Source organism: Bradyrhizobium sp. ma5 (assembly GCF_042258955.1).
Lineage (GTDB): Bacteria > Pseudomonadota > Alphaproteobacteria > Rhizobiales > Xanthobacteraceae > Bradyrhizobium.
On the sequence record NZ_CP170156.1, the window covers coordinates 128860 to 147515 of the forward strand.

Below are 18656 nucleotides of genomic sequence, written 5' to 3' on the forward strand. Positions count from 1 at the left end.
CATGAGTACGATTCTGAAAAGCCTGCCCACCGGCGAGAAAGTCGGCATCGCGTTCTCGGGCGGGCTCGACACGTCAGCGGCGCTGCTCTGGATGAAGCTGAAGGGCGCCAAGGTCTTCGCCTACACCGCCAATCTCGGCCAGCCCGACGAGGCCGATTACGACGCGATCCCGCGCAAGGCGATGGATTTCGGCGCCGAGAAGGCCCGCCTGGTCGATTGCCGCACCCAGCTGGTGCATGAGGGCATCGCCGCGATCCAGTCCGGCGCGTTCCACATCTCGACCGGCGGCATCACCTATTTCAACACCACCCCGCTCGGCCGCGCGGTGACCGGCACGATGCTGGTCGCGGCGATGCAGGAGGACGGCGTCAACATCTGGGGCGACGGCTCGACTTACAAGGGCAACGACATCGAGCGCTTCTATCGCTACGGCCTGCTGACCAATCCGAGCCTGCGCATCTACAAGCCCTGGCTCGACCAGCAGTTCATCGACGAGCTCGGCGGCCGCGCCGAGATGTCGGCGTTCATGACCGCGCAGGGTTTTGCCTACAAGATGAGCGCGGAGAAGGCCTATTCGACCGACAGCAATTTGCTCGGCGCGACTCATGAGGCCAAGGATCTCGAGAGCCTCGCGAGCGGCATCACCATCGTCAATCCGATCATGGGCGTGCCGTTCTGGCGCGCCGATTGCGACGTCAAGCCCGAGAAGGTCGTGGTGCGCTTCGAGGAGGGCCAGCCGGTGGCGCTGAACGGCAAGACGTTTGCCGATCCGGTCGCGCTGTTCCTTGAAGCCAATGCGATCGGCGGCCGCCACGGTCTCGGCATGAGCGACCAGATCGAGAACCGCATCATCGAGGCCAAGAGCCGCGGCATCTACGAGGCGCCCGGCATGGCGCTGCTGCACATCGCCTATGAGCGGCTGGTCACCGGCATCCACAACGAGGATACCATCGAGCAGTACCGCATCAGCGGCATGCGGCTCGGCCGGCTGCTGTATCAGGGCCGCTGGTTCGACTCGCAGGCGCTGATGCTGCGCGAGACCGCGCAGCGCTGGGTGGCGCGCGCCGTCACCGGCGAGGTGACACTCGAGCTGCGCCGCGGCAACGATTACTCCATCCTCAACACCGAGAGCCCGAACCTGACCTATGCGCCGGAGCGCCTCAGCATGGAGAAGGTCGAGGACGCCGCCTTCTCGCCGGCCGACCGCATCGGCCAGCTGACGATGCGCAACTTGGACATCGCCGATACCCGCGCCAAGCTCGGTCTCTACAACAAGACCGGCTTGATCTCGAGCGGCGAAGGCTCGCAGATCTTTCGGCTCGAGAACGACAAGGATTGAGGCGGCGCTCTCTCACCTCGTCGTCCCGGGCAAGCGAAGCGCGACCCGGGACCCATAACCACGACCGTCAATTGTTGCAAAACGCTGGGGCCACAGCGCGCTTCAACAACTGCTCCCTGTGGTTATGGGTCCCGGCCTTCGCCGGGACGACGTGGGGAGAGGGCTTCGGCTACTTCACCCTGAGCGCATCCAGCAGCGAACGGAACGCGCGCGCGTAGTCGGTGCCGGTCCTGCCGATATCGGGCCCGGCGGAGACCGCGACCGCGGCCTCCGTCACCGCGCCGAGCAACAGCCGCGCCAGGGGCTCGATCGGCTGCTTGGCGATCACGCCGGCGTCCATCGCCGCCGTCAGCGCGCGCGGAAATTTGCCGCCGAAATGCTTGGCGTCGATCTCGCGCCAGCGCTCCCAGCCGAGCACGGCCGGCCCATCGCGCAGGATGATCTGGCCGGTCGGGCCTTTTGAGCACGCCGCGAAATAGCCCTGCGTTCCCGCCGCCATCGCCGCGAGCGGATCGTTCTCGGCGCGCGAGATGCGGTCGAGATCGGCGACGAGGTCCATCGAGACCTGCTCGAAAACCGCCTCGAACACCGCCTCCTTGGTCGAAAAGTGATGATAGACCGCGCCCTTGGCGACGCGCGCGCCACTGGCGATGTCGTCCATCGTCGCAGCCGCAAAGCCGCGCTCGCCAAAAATGCGCCGCGCCGCCTTGACGATCGCGGCTCTGGTCTTCTCGCGCCGTTCGGCCTGGGTTGCCATCATGAATGTCTAGCCCAGGTTCCGCATTGGCGCCAGTTGACTTACCGACTTCCAGTCGATAAATACCGACCATAAGTCGGTAAATGGAGATTGCCCGATGCCTTCGCTCAAGACGCTGCAAGCCTTCGCTGATACGGTCGAAGCCAACGACCATGTCGGCGCGATCAGGAACTTCTATACCGCCGATGCCCGCACCCAAGAGAATGACGGCGAATGGCGCGTCGGCCGCGAGGCGCTGGCGGCACGCGAGGCGGCGGTGCTGGCCGCGGTCTCCAGTGTGAAGACCACGCGGCTCGGACCGCTGTTGCTCGACGGCGATCATTCGGCGATCTGCTGGCGCTTCGAATTCACCGGCAAGGACGGCAAGGTCCGCAGCATGGAGGAGGTCGCCTGGCAGACCTGGCGCGGCGAGGAGCTGGTCGAGGAGCGCTTCTTCTACGATCCGCAGCAGATCGCGCGCTGACCCCGGCCCTTGCGGCAATACGTCCCGGCGCCGCCCCATTGCGGCGTCATCCGCCGCCACTAGCCTCCGCCCCGGGCGCGCATGATGCGCAAGGGGCGGAGCATCGATCATGATCAAGTCATTGGCCGGCGTGGCCGTTACGCTGGTGTTGTCGGCAGCGCCGGCGCCCGCCCAGACCATCTATCCGATCGATCGCGCCGAGATCCTCATCGGCGCCAAATTCGACTTCAAGATCGAATTTCCCGGCCTGGTCGATCAGGCCCGGCTGAAGGTGACGCTGAACGGCGCCGACCATGCCGCGGTGTTCGGCCAGGGCGGCACATTCACGGCGCGCGAGGCCGGCCGGGACCAGTCGGCACTGCTGTTGCGCGATGTCTCGCTCGCCAAGCCCGGTCCAGTGACCGTCGAAGTCAGTGACGGCACGCAGAGCCGCACGGTGACCTGGAGCGTCTACGACACCGGACCGCGCAAGGCGAAGAACGTGATCCTGTTCATCGGCGACGGGATGTCGCCGGCGCATCGCGTCGCCGCGCGAATCCTCTCCAAGGGAATCGTGGAAGGCAAGAGCCGCGGCAAGCTCGCCATCGACGACATGCCGCACATGGCGCTGGTGGCGACCGCAGGCTCGGATTCGATCATCACCGACTCGGCGAATGCCGCGAGCGCCTACGCCACCGGCCACAAGGCCGCGGTCAATGCGCTCGGCGTCTATGCCGATCGCACGCCCGATCCGCTCGACGACCCCAGGGTCGAGACCATCGCGAGCCTTGCCAAGCGGGCCGAGCTCGCCGTCGGCATCGTCACCAACACCGAAATCGAGGACGCGACCCCGGCGGCGATGGTCGCGCATACCCGCCGCCGTGCCGCCTATGATGCGATCGTCGCGCAATATTTCGATGCGAAGCCGGACGTGTTGATGGGTGGCGGCTCCGCGAACTTCCTGCCGCAATCCGCCGCGGGATCAAAACGCAAGGACGACATCGATTATCTCGCGCGTTTTCGCGACGCCGGCTATCCGGTCGCAACCACTGCAAGCGAGTTGAACGCGCTCGCCGCGAGGCCGGAGACGCGGCAATTGCTCGGCCTGTTCGCCACCGGCAACATGGACGGCGCGCTTGACCGCAAGTTTCTCAAGGGGGGCGGCGTCAAGAAATTTCCCGAGCAGCCCGATCTGACCGAACAGGTCCAGGCGGCGCTCACGGTCCTGTCGAAGCACGAGTCCGGCTTCTTCCTGATGGTCGAGTCCGGCCTGATCGATAAGTACGCCCATCTGCTCGACATGGAGCGCGCGGTCTACGACACCATCATGCTCGACAATGCGGTGCGGCTGGCGAAGGATTGGGCCAAAGTGCGCAACGACGACACGCTGATCCTGGTCGTCGCCGACCACAACCATCCGAACAGCCTGGTCGGCACGATCAATGACGACATGACTGCTGTACCCAACGTGCCGCTGCGCGAGCGCGTCGGCGTCTACGATAAGGCCGGCTTCCCGAACTACCCGGCGCCCGACGCGGAGGGTTATCCGTCACGCGTGGATGTCAGCCGGCGGCTTGCGATCTTCTCGGCAAGCCTGCCTGACCATTACGAGACGTTCCGCCCGAAGCTCGACGATCCGAACGAGCCGACCGTGAAGGGCGATCAGCCCGACACCTTCAAGGTCAACGACAAATACAAGGACGTTCCCGGCGTCGCGCTGCGCTTCGGCAATCTGCCGGCGATGATCGGCGCCAGCGTGCATTCCGGCGAGGATGTCATCCTCACCGCGACCGGGCCGGGCAGCGAGCGCGTCCACGGCTCGATGGACAACGCCGAAGTGTTTCGCGTGATGGTCGACGCGCTGGGGCTGGGGGCGGGGAGATAACGCACCAAACAAAAATGGCCGGGATCGCTCCCGGCCATTTCGTATCGCGATGCTCGCCGGTTCAGCGCGGCGGCGCTGCGGAGGCGGTGCCGCCGTTGAGCAGCGGGGTGATGCGGCGGACGGTGACGCGCCGGTTGATGCGGCTCGGTCCGTCGGTCTGCTCCTTCAGGTATTGCGAGCCGTAACCCTGCGAGGTCAGGTTCTCGGCCGGCACGCCGAACTGCTGCGTCAGCAACTCGGCAGCGGATTGCGCACGGCGGTCGGACAGCGACAGATTGTCGGTGTCGTTGCCGGTCGCATCCGTGTGGCCTTCGATCAGGAACACCTCGCGCGGATTGCGCTGGATGGCCCGGTTGAGGCCGTCGGCGATCGCCTGCAGCTTCGCCGCCTGATCCGGCGGAATCTGCCAGGAGCCGGAGTCGAAGTTGATGCTGTTGACGTCGATCGACGGCATCAGCATGCGGACGTTCGGGCTGTAGCGGATCTCGTCGAGCGTATAGCGTCGCGCGATCCGGTCCACCGGCGGCGCCTCCATGGTGTCGTAGATCACGTCCGGCGCCGCGCTGTCGGACTCTACGATGTAGCGATCATAGGGGATGCGGACCACCGGCGGAGGCAGGTCGACATAGAAGCCGCCGACCGCGCCCGGATCGCGATAGCTGTTGTCGATGATGACGAGCTCACGTCCGCCCTGGTCCCTGCGGATCCGGCGCAGCATCTGGCCATCGGGACCGACCACCGTGATGATCTCGCTGCCGTCGGGACGAACCACGATGGTGCGAGTCTCGCCGCCGATCGTCTCGGTGCGGATGTCACGCGCGCCATAGCGGAAGCGATAGACGTCGTCGCCACGCACATAGGCCTGCCCGCCCGGATCGCGGATGATGATGCGGTCCGGCTCGGTGTAGATGGTGCGGCCGCCTTCGACGACCTCCTGCCGCTGGTTGTGCAGGTCGGCGATGGTCCCGCCGATGATCGCACCGGCGACCACGCCCACGCCGACAGCGGCGCCGATCGCGAGTGGCGAGATGTTGTCACGTCGCGGAGGCGGCGGAAGCGGCGCCGTGACCGTTGGTGCGGCCCGGAACGCGGACGAGACCGTCGGCGGGGCGTATTGCGCCTGGCCGGGCGGGGGCGTTGCGGCCGCCGAGCCGGGGACGACACCCGGCGCCGAGGGGCCGGCCGGACGTGCCGCGGGCGCGCCCATCGCGGCTCCCTGGGCTGGTGATACGCCGGGCGCAACGGCCGGAGCCGGTGCTGCGCCGGGAGCGCCCATTGCGGCACCTGGGGCCGGAGGCGTTCCGGGCGGTGTGGCCGGACGTCCCTGCTGACCCGGCGCCGGTGGCGTCGGCGTCGCGCCCGGAGGCGTAGTTGCGGCGGGCGGGGTGCCGGGGGTGCCGGGCCGTGCCGGCGGCTGTCCGCTAGCGGCGGGAGGCGTCGTTGTTGTCGAAGGCGCGGGCGTTGTCGGCGACGTCGCGCCGGGCGCAGTCGTGGGCGGTGTACCCGGCGGTTGCTTGGCGCCGCCAGGACGTTCACCGCCCGGCCGTTCGCCACCAGGCCGATCGCCAGGCCGGCGCTCGGCCGGTGCCGTTGTCGGAGCTCCGGGGGTTGCAGGCGTCGGCGTTGCAGCCGCGGGCGGCGTGCCGGGACGTGCCGCGGGAGCGGCACCCGGCGCTGCCGGTGCGGCGCTTGGTGCGGCACTTGGCGCCGGTGTCGGCGGAGTGCGCGCAGGTCCGGCGCCGGGCGGCGGCGTAACCGGACGTTGCGGCGCTGCGGCGGGCGGCGGTGGAGGCGGCGGTGTCGGATGTGCGGGTGCAGCCGCGGGCGGCGGCGTTGCCGGCTTGGCGGCAGGCGGCTCGGGTCGCACAGGCGCGGCGGCCGGCGGAGGCGGAGCCGGGCGCGCGGCAGGCGGTTCGGGGCGTGCGGGGGCTGCCGGCGGAGCCGGGTGTGCGGGGGCGGCCGCGGGCGGCGGAGGCGGAGCGGGGCGTGCAGGCGCGGCCGCGGGCGGAGCCGGCGGCGTCGGATGCGGCGGAGCAGCGGCCGGTGGCGGAGGTGGCGGGGTGGGACGCGCGGGTGCTGCGGGCGGCGGCGGAGCCGGATGCGGCGCGGCTGCTGGAGGCGGCGCTTGCGGATGCGGTGCGGCTGCCGGAGGTGGCGCCTGCGGATGCGGTGCGGCGGCGGGCGGTGCCGGATGCGCGGGAGCGCCCGGCGCGGGCCGGGGCTTCGGCTTTCCGTCGGGTCCGAGCTCTTCCTTTGGCTGCGCCTGCGCGACGACCAGCGGCGAAGTTTGTGCATGCGACGCTGAGGTGGCGAACTGCATCACCGTCAGCGCAGTCGTGGCAAGCAGCACGAGACGAAGCTTTGTCATGGTCTTGGAGTCCCCGGGCGGAAAAGTCTGGGCAGGAAGGAAAGGAAGTCAGAACCGAACAATTCGGCAGGACGATGAATTGCCAGCCGTTAGGCCGGATTGTGGCGAGCGCCGAATCATCGGCGAAGTTTATTTCGACATTATAACGGGTTGCATGTGTGCTTGTTCACCGCGTGTTCAGAAGAAACGCTCGGACACACTCGCAATCGATGTGGAACTGTGGCGCTGCGGCGAATCACCGGACGGCGGGTCGATCTGTCGCAGGTGGCGGGCCGCTCGGTCCAGGCGGTCCGCGCACCGGTGATTCGTCGGGTGTCTTGCCGGGCAGTTCGTCCGGTCGCGGTGGCTCGCCGGGTTCGCGCACCGGCGGTGGCACCTCCGGCTGCGGATTGCCGGGCGGAATTCCCGGCGGCGGTTCGCTCGGCGTGCCCGGCGTCGCCGGCGGAATCTCGGGGGGATCGATCGGCATTAGATCGAGACCCTGTTGCTGATGTCAGGTCGCATCGCGCGCATCGATCGCTCCATCGAATTTCGAAGCGACAACGAATCGCGCGCTGCGCTGTTCCTGTGCGCGTTATCCGGGCGTGTGGCAGACCGCCTCGATGTTGTGGCCGTCGGGATCGAGCACGAACGCGCCGTAATAGTTCGGGTGATAATGCGCGCGAATGCCGGGCGCGCCGTTGTCGCGGCCGCCGGCCGCCATCGCGGCCTTGTAGAAGGCGTCGACGGTGGCGCGGTCCTTGGCTGTGATCGCGATATGCACCGGCTTGTTCATCGCGCCTTCGCCGCCGATCCAGAAATCCGGCTTGCCGTCGGCGCCGAAGCCCGCCGCAGGTGCGCGCCCGGTCACTTCCGCGGGCACTTCCATGATCAGGCCATAGCCAAGCGGCGCGAGCGCCGTCTGGTAGAACGCCTTCGCGCGTTCGTAGTCGGAGACCGAAAAGCCGATATGGTCGATCATTGCGAGCTTCCCTTGTTGTTGCGGACATTGCATCCGCAGTCTGGCTGCACCTCTCCCGCTTGCGGGGGAGGTCGGATTGCATCGAAGATGCAATCCGGGTGGGGGCTCTTTCCACGATATGTCTCGCGGATGCACCCCCACCCCGGCCCCTCCCCCGCAAGCGGGAGAGGGAGCAGATCTCCGACGCGGCTGCATCTCAACCACGCACCAGCAGCGTGTTGCTTCGCGTCCGGCCCTGATCGACGTAGCCGCGCGTGTGCATGTCCGCAATGCAGTCGTCGGTCCATTCGTCCTTTGACAGATGCTCGATCACGACCGCGCGGGGCCACAAGCGTTCCGGGGCGTCACGGAAGAAGCCGGTGATCACGCGGTCCTCGAATCCCTCGACGTCGATCTTCAGCGCATCGACACTGGTCGCGCCGGCCTCGTCGAGGATGCGTTGCAGCCGCAACGACGGCACCTTGAACGCCTTGCCCGTGGGCGTGCCGGTGACGATGTGGCTGGCGCCGAGATTGTCGCCGTCGGTCTCGATCATCAACTCGCCGTCGGTCGGACCTGCGGCGGCTGCAACCAGGCGCACCTGCGGATAGCCGGAAGCCTGCGTGTTGAATTTGAGCCGCGCATGCGTCATCGGATGCGGCTCGATCGCGATCACCTTGCCATTGGGCCCGACATCGCGCGCCAGCGCCAGCGCATAGGTGCCGACATTGGCGCCGAGATCGACGAAGGTGCCGCCGGTGCCGACATGCGCCCGCAGGAAGGTGAGCTCTTCCAGATTGTAGTCGGGATTGAACAGCGCACCGCGCTCGGTTGCGCTCGCCTGATGATAGAAGCGGAACGATGCGCCCTGATAGGTCACATCAAGCGGTCCCGAACCGAACAGATTGACCAGCCGCGAGAGCCAGGGCCGGAACGCGCCGCGCTTCAATCCAGAGCCATGCGCCAGCTGGATGATGGCGGCCTGCGCCGCATTGGGCGCCAGGGCGCCGAACGGCGGCGGCGAAATGTCGTTGCTCGGGATCACGCATGGCCTCATCGAAAGCGCGGCATGCATAGCCGGTTTTGATCGGAGCGCCAACGCCCGTTATGCCGCCTTGTCCGACGCCTTGGCGGAGGTTCGCCGCTGCCGCAGGAAGCGTCCGAGTAGCCTTCGCTTGCCCTTGCGCGGAATCAGGTCGACGTCGCTGACCAGCTTCGCACCACCCTTGCGGCGCTCCAGCACGATCTTGCGGCTATGGAATGCTTCGAGCTCGACGCGATGGGCGACGCTGACGATGGTCGCCTTCGGCAATTCCGTCGTCACCATTTCCATCATCTTGTCCTGGCTCTTTTCGTCGAGCGCCGAGGTCGCCTCGTCGAGCACGACGATGTCGGGGCTGTGCAGCAGCAGGCGGGCAAAGGCGAGCCGTTGCTTCTCGCCGCCGGACAGCGTCTGGTCCCATGGCGCGTCGTCCTCGATCTTCTCCTTGAGATGGTCGAGGCCGACCTTGTGCAGGGCGTCGCCGATCTCATCGACGTTCCAGTCCTCCGCCGCGCCAGGATAGGCCACTGCGCGCCGCAGCGTGCCCGAGGGCACGTAGGGCTTTTGCGGCAGCATGAACAGGCGGCGGTCCGCATGCAGGCTGACGCTGCCGCCGCCCCAGGGCCACAAGCCGGCAATGGCGCGGACCAGTGTGCTCTTGCCGGTCCCGGATTCGCCGGCGACCAGCAGCCGTTCTCCGGCCTCGATCGCGACTTCGGTCTCGCCGACTACGGCCGTGCCGTCGTCGAGGGTGACGGAAAGGTCATTGAGGCTGAGCATGGCCTCGCCGCCAGTCTCGCCGCGCTTGATGCGGCCGAAGCCATCACCGGTCTCGGCGCGTTCAAGCCCGTCGAGCGACATCATCAACGAGGCGATGCGCCGCGCGCATGCATTCCAGTCGGCGAGCCGCGGATAGTTGTCGACCAGCCAGCCGAACGCGGTCTGCACGATGGTGAAGGCGGAGGCTGCCTGCATCACCTGGCCGAGCGTCATGCTGCCCTCGAGGAATTTTGGTGCGCACAGCAGCAAGGGCACTACCGGCGCAATGAGATTCGATCCCTGCGACACCAGCGTCGTGCGCATGTGCTGCCTGGCGAGCCGCGCCCATTGCCGCAGCACGTTCGAGAACGTCTTGTCGATGCCGTCGCGTTCCTCGGCCTCGCCGCCAAGCAGCGCGATGCTTTCGCCGTTCTCGCGCAGGCGGGTCAGCACATAGCGGAATTCGGCCTCTGCCTGGTTCTTCTCCTCGGAAATCTGCACGAAGCGGCGCCCGATCGCCATGATCGAGCCGGACGCGATCGCGGCATAGATGATCGCGGCGATGACCAGGAAGCCCGGGATGCTGACCGAGGAGCCGCCGACCGTCAGCGTCAAGGCGCCGCCGATCGTCCAGAGCACGACGATGAACGTGACGGCGGACAGCAGCGCCGACGTCACGCCAGCGATGAAGTCAACCGGCGAGTCGGTTGCGATCCGCAGATCTTCGGCGATGCGGTATTCCGGATTCTTGTGATCGCCGTCGACCAGATTGAGCTGGTAGTAGCGGCCGTTCGCCAGCCAGCGCGAGACGACGGCGTTGGTCAGCCAGGCGCGCCAGCGCCGCTGAATGCCCATGCGGCCGAACACTTGGGCGACGCCCAGCAGCACGCTGCCGATCGCGAGCGGAAAGAAGATGGCGGTCAGCTGAAAGACACTGACCGAATCCCGCTTTTCGATCGCATCGAAGATCGCGCGATTCCAGACATTGATGCCGTACTGCACGGCGACATTGGCGACGATCAGCAGCAGCAGGCCGATCGTGAACAGCCGCGCCAGCCGGTCGCCGTTCTGGCCCCAGTAGCCGCGCGCGGTGATCCAGAATCGCGTCAGCAAATAGTCCTTGCGCGCTTGTTCGGCTTCCTCGGGCGACAGCTCGGGATTGGGCTCGAGGATTTCCGGCGGCGGCGGTTCGACATGGTCGCCGTCTTCGGCAATGATCTCGACGAATTCGGATTTGTCGTCAGCCTCGCCCGGTGCGGCGTCGCTGTCTTCCGTATCGTCGCGCGTCGCGCTCGTTTTCCGAGGCGAGTTGGCCTTCGCCGGTGAGGGCCTGTTCGACGATCCGGATTTTGCCTCGGCTTTGCCCATCGCGCGACAACGCGAGGGAAATCAGAAGGTTCCGATGTTGTTCCGACGCGGCGCGACAGAATATGACTCACCGACGGAGCCAAATATTCGGTGTCGTCCCGGCAAGCGCAGCGCGACCCGGGACGCATGACCACGAATGGTCGTCATCAGGCGTCGCTGGAGCCACAGCGTACTCAACAACCCGATCCTGTGGTTATGGGTCCCTGCTTTCGCAGGGACGACATCGCGTTTGATGCGCGCACGCAATCACCTCACCCCGCCGGCGCTTGGTCCCGCTTCAGCCGGCGCGAGCGCGTGGCCTTGTGCAGCACGCGGGCCAGCTGCTCGGCCGAATACGGCTTCTGCAGCAGCTCGAAGCCGCCACTGCCCTGCTGCGACAGCACCTGGCTGTAGCCGGAGGCGAGCACGATTGGTAGATCGAGCCGTTGCCGGCGGATCTCCTCCGCAAGCTCGATGCCGCTCATGCCGGGCATCACGACATCGGTGAACACCAGGTCGAACCTGTCGGGATCGACGGCCAGCTCCTCCAGCGCGTGGGTGGCGTTCTCGACCAGCACGCAGGTGCAACCGAGCTGGGTCAGCGTGTCGGCGGCGAACTTTCCGACCTCGGCATTGTCCTCGACGATCAGGACCGACGCGCTGGTCGGATCGACCGAAGGCGCATCCTCCGTGAGCGGCGATTGCGCGTTGTGTCTGCCGACGACACGCGGGAGATATAGCGTGAATGTCGAGCCCTTGCCGACCTCGCTGGCCACGGTGACCTCGCCGCCGGACTGCTTAGCGAAGCCGAACACCTGCGACAGGCCAAGGCCGGTGCCGTGACCGACCTCCTTGGTGGTGTAGAACGGCTCGAAGATGCGGCCGAACAGCTCCTGCGGAATGCCGACGCCGGTATCGGTCACCGACACCGCGACATGGCCGTGCGGGCTTGGCGGCGTGATCGCCTCAGCCGGCAGTTTGCTCACGGTGCGGACCGCGATCGTGAGCCGGCCGACGCCGTCCATCGCGTCGCGCGCATTCACCGCCATATTGATGATGGCGGTCTCAAACTGGCCGGCATCGGCGTTGACGAGGCAGGTCTCGTCCGGCACCTGCGCCGTGATCTCGATCCGCGAGCCGATCAGGGTGGTGATCATCTCGCTCAGGGTGCGGACATTCTGGCAGACGTCGAACACCTCGGGCTTCAGAGTTTGCCGGCGCGCGAACGCAAGCAGCTGGTTGGTCAGCTTGGCGGCACGGTTCACGGTGTTGGAGATTGCATCGATGTAGCGCTGCCGCCGTGGCTCCGGCAGGTCCGGCCGCCGCAACATGTCGACCGACGCGCGGATCACGGTGAGCAGATTGTTGAAGTCATGCGCGACGCCGCCGGTGAGTTGCCCGAGTGCCTCCAGGCGCTGGCCATGCCGCAATGCGTCCTCGGCCTCGATGCGCCGGTCGGCCTCCTCCTCCAGGCGTTCGGTTCGCTGATAGGCGAGCACGAGCAGGCCGAACAGCAGCGCAGTCGCCGGTATGCCGAAGATCAGGTGCTGCGCCATGGTCGCGATCCAGCGCGCGTGGATCGCCGAGGTCTCGAGCCCGGCGCTGACATAGATCGGGTATTCGGCCAGCCGCTGATAGCGCATGCGCCGTTCGATGCCGTCGGCCGGGGAACGGATCGTCATGCCGCCGGTCTCGGGATTGGCGACGATCTGCCGTCCGAGCGGCCCGCTCGGCTCGAACCTGGCGTCGTGGTCGATGACAGGGAAATGCGCCAGTATCGAGCCATCGGTCCGGATCAGCGCCAGGAAGCTGCCGGGCTCGCGGCCGATCTTGGCGTAGAAATTCTCGAAATATTCCGGAAGCACGGAGGCCTGGATCACGCCGCCAAAGCTGCCGTCCTCGTTGTTGCGGCGGCGGCCGACGCTGAAGAACCGCGCGCCCTGATAGGGTGCCCGCGGCGTCAGCACCTCGCCGATATAGGTGCCGATTTCGCGCTCGGCGTGGATGCGGAAGTAATCCCGATCCGAGAAATCGATGTCGGGGGCCGGTTGCACCAGGCTGTTGACCAGGGCATGGCCGTTGGCATCGAACACCCAGATCGATTTCACCTGGGGGAGCGTGTCGGCGACCCGGCGCAGCCGCTCGTGCAGGCTCTTCTCGCGCGCGACGATCTCGGCGTCGCTCATGCCGCGGACGACCTCGGTGATCTCGGCGAGGCTCCGGTCGATTGTCTCGAACACCTTGAGCGCGTGCTCGTGGGTGACGTCGAGCGTACGCTGGATTTCCTGGTCGGCGGCCTCGCGGGTCGAAATTCGGGACATTGCGGACGCGAACAGGAACAGCGCCAGCGGAAGGGCCAGCGAGGCGGCCATCATCCATCGCAGCAGTCTCAGCGAATTGCGTTGTGCGGTCGGCACGGGTGCTCCGGCTTCTTGCGGACCTTAACGCAAACCGTCGCGCCGGAGAAAGCGAATCCCCGCCCGGGCGCCCGGCGCACCGGCTGCCTCGTCGTCTAGCCGCCGGTCAAGGTTACCGGAGGCCAAATCGGATCGATCGATGGGGAGGGCTCTCGTCCGGGGCGGCGGAGGACGGATGCTGCCGGGCGTCATCACGACCCCGTTAGCGCCGCGCCGCCAGTCAAGCGGAAAATCGGCCGGGATGACGGTCGCGGGCGCTGTTTTTAGGAGTTCTAAAACCTCTCACGGGCAAATGCTTGACCCTGTGACTACCTGCTGAAACACAGGCCGCATGACAGGCGATCCAAACTCCTTCCAGGATAATCTACAGGACATCCGGCTCGGACATGCGGATCGCGGTTTTGTCGGAAAAATCATCAGGCTCGATGCGCTCGTGACGGGGTCATCGCTGTCTCCGCAGGAGCTCGAGCAGCGCCTGGTGGAGATGGGATTTGTCGAGGGTGCGCGCGTGGAAATCCTGCATGAAGGCACGATCCGGCGGGATCCGATCGCGGTGCGCGTCGACAACATCACGATCGCGCTGCGCCGGAGCGAAGCCATGGCCGTGATCGTCGAATGACAACTGCATCCCTGCGCCTGGCGCTGGTCGGCGCGCCGAACACCGGCAAGACGTCGCTGTTCAACCGGTTGACCGGCAGCAGCCAGAAGGTCGCCAATTATCCCGGCGTCACGGTCGAGCGCAAATCCGGCGGCTTCGTCACGCCGGAGGGCCGCAGCGTGACCGTGCTCGACCTGCCCGGCACCTATTCGCTGCGCGGCCGCAGCCCGGACGAGGAGATCACTCGCGACATCGTGCTCGGCCGCTTCGACGGCGAGGCAGTGCCCGATCTCGTGCTCTGTGTTGCGGACGCCACCAATCTGCGGCTGACCTTGCGGCTGGTGCTCGAGCTGAAGCGCGTCGGCCGGCCGATGATGCTCGTGCTCAACATGATCGACATCGCGAAGCGCCGCGGCGTGACGATCGATCTCGATCGCATGTCGCAGGAGCTCGGCCTGCCGATCGTGACCTCGGTCGCGGTGCGCAAGGGCGGCGTCGACGAACTCTTGAAGCGGACCGACGAATTCCTGGCACGGTCGCATGAGGCGACGGCCAGCGCGTGGGCGACGCCGACGATTGCCGACCTCAAGGCGGCGCAGCGCGAGGCGGACCGCATCATCGCCGCCGCGGTGACGCTGCCGACCAAGCCCGACACGCTGACCAACCGGATCGATTCGGTCGTGCTGCATCCGGTCTGGGGTCTTGTGATCCTGGCCGTGATCCTGTTCGTGATGTTCCAGGCCGTGTTCACCTGGGCGCAGCCGGCGATGGAATTGCTGTCGGACGGCTTCTCCGCGCTCGGGCAGCTGATCCACGATTTGCTGCCGGAAAGCTGGAGCCTGTTGCAGAGCTTCCTCCAGAACGGCCTGATCTCCGGCGTCGGCAGCGTCATCGTCTTCCTGCCGCAGATCATCATCATCTTCCTGTTCATCCTGCTGCTGGAAGATTTCGGCTACATGGCGCGCGCCGCATTCCTGATGGACCGCATCATGGGCGGCGCCGGGCTGCATGGCCGCGCCTTCATTCCGCTGCTGTCGAGCTTTGCCTGCGCCATTCCCGGCATCATGGCGACGCGGGTGATCGATAACCGGCGTGATCGCCTGACCACGATCCTGATCGCGCCGCTGATGACCTGCTCGGCGCGGATTCCGGTCTATACGCTGATCATCTCGGCCTTCGTTCCGGCGACCTCGCTGTGGGGCTTCGTCAATCTGCAGGGCCTCGTGATGTTCGGCCTCTATGCCGCCGGCATCACCAGCGCGCTGACGGTCTCGGCGGTCGCAAAGTTCTTTCTGTGGCGCGACCATGCGCCGGCGCCGTTCATGCTGGAGTTGCCCGACTACAAGGTGCCGCGGCTGCGCAGCATCGCGATCGGCGTGCTCAATCGCGCCAAGATGTTCCTGTATCGCGCCGGCACCACGATCCTCTCGATGATGGTGCTGATCTGGTTCCTGGCCTCGTTCCCGACCGCGCCCGCCGGCGCCGAGGGGCCGGCGATCAACTACAGCTTCGCGGCGATGATCGGCCACGCGCTCGAACCGCTGCTGCGGCCGATCGGCTTCAACTGGCAGATCGCGGTGGCGCTGATCCCGGGCATGGCGGCCCGCGAGGTCGCGGTCGCGGCGCTCGGCACCGTCTATTCGATCGAGGGCGGCAAGGAGGCGGCCGAGCAGATCGGCCAGGTGCTGGCGCAGAAATGGACGCTGGCGACCGCGCTGTCGATGCTGGTCTGGTACATCTTCGCCCCGCAATGCGCTTCGACGCTCGCGGTGATCCGCCGCGAGACCGGCGGCGCGAAGTGGATGGTGGTGACGTTCCTCTACATGCTCGCGCTGGCCTATGCCGCGAGCTTCCTGACCTTCAATCTGGCGCAGGCGCTGGGGCTGCACTAGCCGGGCCGACGCGTTCTGTCGCGGCGGCAATGGGTGCAATGGGGCGGGCGACGAAGTAGAGTTCGTTCGGGGGCGCTTCTCGCGCGTCCACGGGTTCCCTGCGAGACCACGCAATGTCGACGTTCGGCCTGGAGCGGGTATTTTCGCCTCGAAGCATCGCGGTGGTCGGCGGCAGCCCGCGGCCGTCGTCGCTCGGTGCGGCGGTGCTGCGAAACCTCAAGGCGAGCGGCTTCGCCGGCAGGCTGGGCGTCGTCAACCACAACTACGCGGATGTTGACGGCGAGCCCACCGTTGCCGATCTGAAATCGCTTCCGTTCGTTCCGGACCTCGTCGTCATCAGCGCACCGCCGGCGGCGATCCCGGAGATCGTGGCGGAGGCCGGGCTCGCCGGCGTTGCCGGCGCTGCGATCCTGTCGGCCGGTCTTGGCCATGGCGCGGGCTCGCTCGCGGAGATCGTGGAGCAGACGGCGCGGCGGCACGGCATGCGCCTGGTTGGGCCGAATTGCCTCGGAATCATGGTGCCGCGCGCGAAGCTCAATGCGAGTTTCGCCTCGCATCAGCCGTCGGATGGCCATGTCGCGCTGATCTCGCAATCCGGCGCGGTCGCCTCGGCGATGATCGAGTGGGCGGCGGAGCGGCGGCTCGGCTTCTCCGGCATCGCCTCGATCGGCGACCAGCTCGATGTCGACGTCGCCGACCTCCTGGATTACTTCGCACTCGACGATCATACCAACGCGATCCTGATCTACCTCGAAGCGGTCAAGGATGCGCGCAAGTTCATGTCGGCGGCACGGGCCGCGGCACGCATGAAGCCGGTCGTCGTCGTCAAGTCGGGGCGGATGGCCGAGGGGGCAAAGGCCGCCGCGACCCACACCGGTGCGCTGGCCGGCTCCGACGCGGTCTATGACGCCGCGTTCCGCCGCGCCGGCATGCTGCGAGTCTACGACCTTCGCCAACTGTTCGACTGCGCCGAGCTGCTCGGCCGCGGTTTCGTGCCGCGCGGCAACCGGCTTGCGATCCTGACCAATGGCGGCGGGCTCGGCATCCTCGCGACCGATCGGCTGGCGGAGCTCGGCGGCGTTCCCGCGACCTTGGCGGGGGAGACGATCGAACGGCTCGACAAGGTGTTGCCGCAAGGCTGGTCCTTCGCCAATCCCGTCGACATCGCAGGCGATGCCGACGCCGCCCGCTACGTGGTGGCGCTCAACGCGCTGCTCGATGACGCCAACAACGACGCGGTGCTGGTCGCGAATGTGGAAACCGCGGTGGCGCCGGCCGAGGGCATTGCCGAGGCGGTGGCGCAATGCGTGCGTGACCGCAGGACTAAACGAAGTGCGGTCGCCGCATTGGTGCTTGCGGCGTGGGTCGGCGCCGACGAGCGCACCGGTGCGATCTTCGAGGCGGCGCGGATTCCGCACTTCCCGACCGAGGACGATGCGGTGCGCGCCTTCATGTATCTGGTGCGCTATCGCGAGGCCTCCACGGCGCTCGCCGCGACCCCGCCGGGTGTCGCATCGGTGTTCACGCCGGAGACGGCCGCGGCGCGGCACGTGGTCGTGAAGGCGTTGGCGGAAGGGCGCGCCTGGCTCGATCCAGCCGAGATCGTCGCCCTGTTCGAGGCCTATCGCATTCCGATCGTGACGACGGTCGTCGCCGACAGTGCCGAGGATGCCGCCGAGAAGGCGGCACCGTTCCTCGCCGAGGGGCACGCGATCGTGGTCAGGGTATTCTCGCGCGACATCAGGCACGCCTCCGATGTCGGCGGCGTCATCCTCGACCTGCGCACCAAGGACAGCGTTGTCGATGCAGCAAGGACAGTGCTGGAACGCGCCCGAAGCGCGCGGCCGGATGCGATGCTGCAGGGCGTGACGATCCAGCCGATGATCGTGCGGCGCGCGGCGCGCGAGCTGATCCTCGGCATCGCCGACGATCCGACCTTCGGTCCGGTGATTGTGTTCGGCCGCGGCGGCCCCGCGGTTGAGGTGATCAACGACAAGGCGGTGGCGCTGCCGCCGCTCGACATGAATCTCGCCCATGAGCTGGTCGGACGGACGCGCGTCTCGCGGCTGCTCGGCGGCTATGGCGATGTGCCGGCCGTCTCGGCCGAACTGGTGCCGCTCACCCTGGTCAAGCTGGCGCAGATGGCCGCCGACATTCCCGAGGTCGCCGCGCTCGATATCAATCCGATGTTGGCGGACGAGGCCGGCGTCCTTGCACTCGATGCGCGGGTGGCGATCCGCAAGCCGGCGCGGCTGTTCGCCGGTCAAACCAGACTGGCGGTCAGGCCCTATCCGTCGCAATGGGAGGGCGAGCTGGCGCTACGCGACGGTTCGCGCGTCACGGTGCGGCCGATGCGGCCGGAGGACGAGCCGATGGTCGCCGCGTTCTTCAAACGCGTCACGGCCGAAGACCTCAGGCTGCGCTTCTTCCACGCGATGAAGGAATTCTCGCACGCCTTCATCGCGCGCCTGACCCAGCTCGACTATGCGCGCGCGATGGCGTTCGTGGCGCTCGATCCGGCGACCGGCGAGATGATGGGAGCGGTCCGGCTGCATTCGGACTCGCTGTACCAGAACGCCGAATACGCGATCCTGCTGCAGTCCGATCTCAAGGGCAAAGGGCTCGGCTGGGCGCTGATGCAGCTCCTGATCCACTACGCGCGGTCGGAGGGATTGAAGCGGTTGTCCGGCCAGGTGCTGACCGAGAACACCACGATGATCGGGATGTGCCGCGATCTCGGCTTCACCGTCACGATGGATCCGGAGGATCACAGCATTGTCGATGTCGTGCTCGACCTCGATCGATCCGCGGTCGATGCGGTCGGCGCCGATATCCTGATCCGCCCCGCGGCGGCTGGCCGCCTATCATAG

General features: G+C 67.0%; 13 protein-coding genes. 6 read left to right on the plus strand and 7 right to left on the minus strand.

Annotated features, from left to right (window positions below; all coding sequences use genetic code 11):
• The first annotated feature begins 1 nt into the window (after position 1).
• Complete coding sequence (argG, locus tag ACE103_RS00635; protein WP_375777941.1) at positions 2-1339, plus strand: argininosuccinate synthase; 1338 nt, start codon at positions 2-4, stop codon at positions 1337-1339.
• A 169-nt stretch (positions 1340-1508) separates the two neighbouring features.
• Here argG and ACE103_RS00640 read toward each other — a convergent pair whose 3' ends face one another.
• The gene (locus ACE103_RS00640; RefSeq protein ID WP_375781298.1) at positions 1509-2096 is read right to left on the minus strand and encodes a TetR/AcrR family transcriptional regulator; all 588 of its coding nucleotides are present in this window, start codon (positions 2094-2096) and stop codon (positions 1509-1511) included.
• 97 nt (positions 2097-2193) lie between these two features.
• On the opposite strand from ACE103_RS00640, the gene ACE103_RS00645 reads away from it, so the two are divergent.
• Together ACE103_RS00645 and ACE103_RS00650 are read left to right on the plus strand one after the other, a co-directional pair.
• On the plus strand, positions 2194-2559 hold the full coding sequence (locus tag ACE103_RS00645) for a nuclear transport factor 2 family protein (RefSeq protein ID WP_223971048.1): 366 nt from the start codon (positions 2194-2196) through the stop codon (positions 2557-2559).
• Between the two features lie 109 nt (positions 2560-2668).
• Positions 2669-4423, plus strand: a complete 1755-nt coding sequence (locus tag ACE103_RS00650) for an alkaline phosphatase (protein ID WP_375777942.1) — start codon at positions 2669-2671, stop codon at positions 4421-4423.
• A gap of 61 nt (positions 4424-4484) precedes the next feature.
• On the opposite strand, the gene ACE103_RS00655 is transcribed toward ACE103_RS00650, so the two are convergent.
• The 6 genes from ACE103_RS00655 to ACE103_RS00680 all read right to left on the minus strand — a co-directional run bounded on the left by ACE103_RS00655 (position 4485) and on the right by ACE103_RS00680 (position 13296).
• A complete protein-coding gene (locus ACE103_RS00655) occupies positions 4485-5630 on the minus strand; it encodes an OmpA family protein (RefSeq protein ID WP_375777943.1) in 1146 nt (381 codons plus the stop codon).
• A 1396-nt stretch (positions 5631-7026) separates the two neighbouring features.
• Positions 7027-7260 carry a hypothetical protein gene (locus ACE103_RS00660; protein WP_375777944.1) on the minus strand — a complete coding sequence of 78 codons (234 nt, stop codon included), beginning with the start codon at positions 7258-7260 and terminating at the stop codon, positions 7027-7029.
• Between the two features lie 105 nt (positions 7261-7365).
• Entirely contained in the window at positions 7366-7752 is a 387-nt protein-coding gene (locus ACE103_RS00665) for a VOC family protein (RefSeq protein WP_375777945.1), read from the minus strand.
• 196 nt (positions 7753-7948) lie between these two features.
• Entirely contained in the window at positions 7949-8806 is an 858-nt protein-coding gene (locus ACE103_RS00670; RefSeq protein ID WP_375777946.1) for an FkbM family methyltransferase, read from the minus strand.
• A gap of 30 nt (positions 8807-8836) precedes the next feature.
• On the minus strand, positions 8837-10900 hold the full coding sequence (locus tag ACE103_RS00675) for an ABC transporter ATP-binding protein/permease (RefSeq protein ID WP_375777947.1): 2064 nt from the start codon (positions 10898-10900) through the stop codon (positions 8837-8839).
• 251 nt (positions 10901-11151) lie between these two features.
• Positions 11152-13296: an ATP-binding protein gene (locus tag ACE103_RS00680; protein ID WP_375777948.1), complete on the minus strand. Its 2145-nt coding sequence runs from the start codon at positions 13294-13296 to the stop codon at positions 11152-11154.
• A 331-nt stretch (positions 13297-13627) separates the two neighbouring features.
• Between ACE103_RS00680 and ACE103_RS00685 the strand changes: the two genes are divergently transcribed.
• The 3 genes from ACE103_RS00685 (at position 13628) to ACE103_RS00695 (ending at position 18656) form a co-directional block, all read left to right on the plus strand.
• Positions 13628-13915 (plus strand): FeoA family protein, encoded by a 288-nt coding sequence (locus tag ACE103_RS00685; RefSeq protein ID WP_223971025.1) that lies wholly within the window; start codon positions 13628-13630, stop codon positions 13913-13915.
• Entirely contained in the window at positions 13912-15786 is a 1875-nt protein-coding gene (locus tag ACE103_RS00690; RefSeq protein ID WP_223971022.1) for a ferrous iron transporter B, read from the plus strand. Before ACE103_RS00685 ends, ACE103_RS00690 begins: the two co-directional genes overlap by 4 nt.
• Positions 15787-15899: 113 nt before the next feature.
• Complete coding sequence (locus ACE103_RS00695; RefSeq protein WP_375777949.1) at positions 15900-18656, plus strand: bifunctional acetate--CoA ligase family protein/GNAT family N-acetyltransferase; 2757 nt, start codon at positions 15900-15902, stop codon at positions 18654-18656.

Bases quoted from the DNA above. Each gene is read 5' to 3' on its own strand.
- argG (WP_375777941.1), top strand. From the start codon at position 2: ATGAGTACGATTCTGAAAAGCCTGCCCACCGGCGAGAAAGTCGGCATC.
- ACE103_RS00640 (WP_375781298.1), bottom strand. From the start codon at position 2,096: ATGGCAACCCAGGCCGAACGGCGCGAGAAGACCAGAGCCGCGATCGTC.
- ACE103_RS00645 (WP_223971048.1), top strand. From the start codon at position 2,194: ATGCCTTCGCTCAAGACGCTGCAAGCCTTCGCTGATACGGTCGAAGCC.
- ACE103_RS00650 (WP_375777942.1), top strand. From the start codon at position 2,669: ATGATCAAGTCATTGGCCGGCGTGGCCGTTACGCTGGTGTTGTCGGCA.
- ACE103_RS00655 (WP_375777943.1), bottom strand. From the start codon at position 5,630: ATGGGCGCGCCCGCGGCACGTCCGGCCGGCCCCTCGGCGCCGGGTGTC.
- ACE103_RS00660 (WP_375777944.1), bottom strand. From the start codon at position 7,260: ATGCCGATCGATCCCCCCGAGATTCCGCCGGCGACGCCGGGCACGCCG.
- ACE103_RS00665 (WP_375777945.1), bottom strand. From the start codon at position 7,752: ATGATCGACCATATCGGCTTTTCGGTCTCCGACTACGAACGCGCGAAG.
- ACE103_RS00670 (WP_375777946.1), bottom strand. From the start codon at position 8,806: ATGCATGCCGCGCTTTCGATGAGGCCATGCGTGATCCCGAGCAACGAC.
- ACE103_RS00675 (WP_375777947.1), bottom strand. From the start codon at position 10,900: ATGGGCAAAGCCGAGGCAAAATCCGGATCGTCGAACAGGCCCTCACCG.
- ACE103_RS00685 (WP_223971025.1), top strand. From the start codon at position 13,628: ATGACAGGCGATCCAAACTCCTTCCAGGATAATCTACAGGACATCCGG.
- ACE103_RS00690 (WP_223971022.1), top strand. From the start codon at position 13,912: ATGACAACTGCATCCCTGCGCCTGGCGCTGGTCGGCGCGCCGAACACC.
- ACE103_RS00695 (WP_375777949.1), top strand. From the start codon at position 15,900: ATGTCGACGTTCGGCCTGGAGCGGGTATTTTCGCCTCGAAGCATCGCG.